General features: G+C 48.7%; 4 protein-coding genes. All 4 read right to left on the reverse strand.

Going from position 1 to position 2,463, the window contains the following annotated elements:
• The coding region (locus tag RO21_RS13800; protein WP_173425307.1) for a tail protein X at positions 1-74 on the reverse strand (74 nt) is incomplete at its 3' end.
• Positions 71-568 carry a head completion/stabilization protein gene (locus RO21_RS11655; protein WP_047977952.1) on the reverse strand — a complete coding sequence of 166 codons (498 nt, stop codon included), beginning with the start codon at positions 566-568 and terminating at the stop codon, positions 71-73. The genes RO21_RS11655 and RO21_RS13800, both read right to left, overlap by 4 nt.
• Before the next feature lie 119 nt (positions 569-687).
• Positions 688-1,374 carry a phage terminase small subunit gene (gene gpM, locus RO21_RS11660; protein ID WP_053067785.1) on the reverse strand — a complete coding sequence of 229 codons (687 nt, stop codon included), beginning with the start codon at positions 1,372-1,374 and terminating at the stop codon, positions 688-690.
• Between the two features lie 10 nt (positions 1,375-1,384).
• Positions 1,385-2,431 (reverse strand): phage major capsid protein, P2 family, encoded by a 1,047-nt coding sequence (locus RO21_RS11665; protein ID WP_047977951.1) that lies wholly within the window; start codon positions 2,429-2,431, stop codon positions 1,385-1,387.
• Positions 2,432-2,463: the final 32 nt, after the last annotated feature.

Here is a 2,463-nt window from a genome sequence, read left to right on the forward strand (position 1 = left end):
CGCCCTGCGGTGCTGCCGTAATGACGATAAATCAGCAAATCAAGGGTATCGCCTTGGATTGCGGTTAAAATCATAATAATTCCGAAATTAAGCCGTTTTCGCCCCGAATTTCCCGCACGGCGAAGTGGTAATCACGGCGTAAATCGCCCGCGGTGTGTTGTAATTCGGTCGATTTATCGTGGCCGTCTTTGGTGCTGTCAAAACTACGGTAATGTTCATACAGTAAGGCGGTCGCCAAGCTAAATACCGCTTGTTTATAGTGATGAACCAAGACGCTTTCGCCGTTAATCCGTTCATCATCACAGTCGGCAAGGGATTGCGCCTGCTGTGCCAGCCTAAACGGTTTCAGGTCTTTATTGACGGTCGCAATGGCATCAATTACCGCACGCTTTAGCCGTTCATTGGTTACTGTGCCGTCAATCCGCATTGCGTTACGCACCGCCAGCAAATATAGATCAGGGAAAAAGCCGTTATTGGTGATGACTTCATCGCCTATCTCGTTCGGATTGAGTGGGGTTTGACTGGAATCAAACCGCTCAACTTTGGGAATACTGATGCTGTTATTCATTGGGCTGCCCTTAAAAGTGAGGGGTGGGGAAATGCAAGCGGTCTGATGATTGCAATATTTTGCAAAGACCGTCATTTCCGCCCCTCGGCTGGCGTGATACGCTCGGTTTCGGCATTTGCCTACTGTTCTGTTTTCTCACTGTCGGTGAGCTTGGCTAATTTCTTTTCTAACCGACTGCGTAACCCTTTTGCACCGCAGTTGCCGTCCAATTCAATCGCACGGGCATAGTAAGCGAGGGCATTTTCCGGCTCACTCTCTTCTATCAACTCGGCAAGTTCCCGCAGTAATTTTGCCCGTACCGGATCCGGCATATCGGCGTCAAACGCTGTGATCAGTTCATTGACCTGCACCAACACATTCGCTTCAAAAGGTTGTTGGGTTTCACGGGCTTTGGTTGCTTTGGCTGCAATCTCTTCCACCACCACACAAGCGGTGGTGCGGTTAAAGTGTTCCGGCATTACCAAGTCGTGAAATAAGGCATAGCGGGCAATCTTGAGCGCCGTATCAAAGGCGTCAATATCAATCGCCCATACCAGCATTGTCATCAGCACCGTATCTTGTGCGCCCGTGCCGGCACTCAACGCACCGTCAATCCACGGCTGATATTCAGGGAAAACCTGCCGTTTAAATGCGATTTTGCGTTCGGTTGATTGCAGTTGTTTCAGCGATCGCTTATGCACATTGAGGGAGGCTAACACCAAGTCGTAGCCTTTTAGCCCCGCAAGGCTTTTTTGCGGGGATTGGGCGGTTTCATTTTCTGCTGTTACTCGGAGAAAATGCGCCCGTGCCGGACTTATTCTGCCCATTTGCTCCCCCTTAGTCGTTCGCCTTGTCTTCCACCTTATCTTCTAAGGTAATATTTTCAATCAAGGCGGTGCAGCCGTAATCTTCGACAATGTAGTCGATATTTTCCGATTCGTAGGTTTCAATACGATCACGCTCCGGCACATCTTTAATATGCTTACGGGTCGTTCCCTCTTGAACATAAATCGCCAAGTTTTCCAGCTTGGTAATCAGAATCGCATTGGCCGGAAAGAACGGCACACGCACCGCTTTTAAACCGCCGATACGTTTTTGCGAGATGATCACATCGGCTGCTAGTTGTTCGGTTGGGGCATTCTCTTTATTGACGATTGGGAAATATTTGTCCGCCAGTAATTTACGGCCGACAATCACGACTAAATCGGTATCATCACGGTGCCATTCGTCAATCAGTTCTTCGGTCGCGTCCATTACCAACGCATCGAGGTTAGCATAACGCTGTCCCTGACCGACTAGCACCTGATTACCCGTGTCTTTGCCGCTCATATTGCGTTGCGGGGCGTTGAGGCGGATTTTCTCTAACCAACCCACGCCGACATCTTGCAACAACGGATTTTGCTGACGATTGCTGGTTGGCGCACGGCTTGTGCCGTTAAAACCGACCATAATCAAGTCGCGTTTTTTCTGTTTGAGGGCAACCGCTGCCACCCGTTTTTGGAAGTCAGGGAATTTCGCCCACATATCCAAACGGGCATAGGTGATATGCGTATCAAAGTTAATCTGTTGGCAGAAGTAGGTTTGCTTGACAAGGCTGGCAATATCCGAGGTTTTACGAGTCCCATTGCCTGTGGTATCGGTTGTGCTAGCAACGGTATTGTTAGAATCTAAACCGAGGGTTTCTCCCTGCTGCTCTTCGGGGAAGACAAAGCTGATTGCGCCCAAAAAGGCGGAACTTTCCCGCAATTTTTCGTAAATGGTCTGCTGTACCGAGGGGGTAACATTAAATTTACGTTGTTCGGATAGCACATTAAACGGCAGATTATTTAATTCCGCTTGGCGTTGTAAATAGGCACTGTATTGTTCAAGGGTTGTTGCTTTCATAATTATCCTTAGGCTTAGTAATCGGTTAATTC

The sequence above is a fragment of the Muribacter muris genome, assembly GCF_001038205.1.
In the GTDB taxonomy this organism is placed as follows: Bacteria; Pseudomonadota; Gammaproteobacteria; order Enterobacterales; family Pasteurellaceae; genus Muribacter; species Muribacter muris.

Coding starts and splice junctions, on each gene's coding strand:
- RO21_RS11655 (WP_047977952.1), bottom strand. CDS start 568: ATGAATAACAGCATCAGTATTCCCAAAGTTGAGCGGTTTGATTCCAGT.
- gpM (WP_053067785.1), bottom strand. CDS start 1,374: ATGGGCAGAATAAGTCCGGCACGGGCGCATTTTCTCCGAGTAACAGCA.
- RO21_RS11665 (WP_047977951.1), bottom strand. CDS start 2,431: ATGAAAGCAACAACCCTTGAACAATACAGTGCCTATTTACAACGCCAA.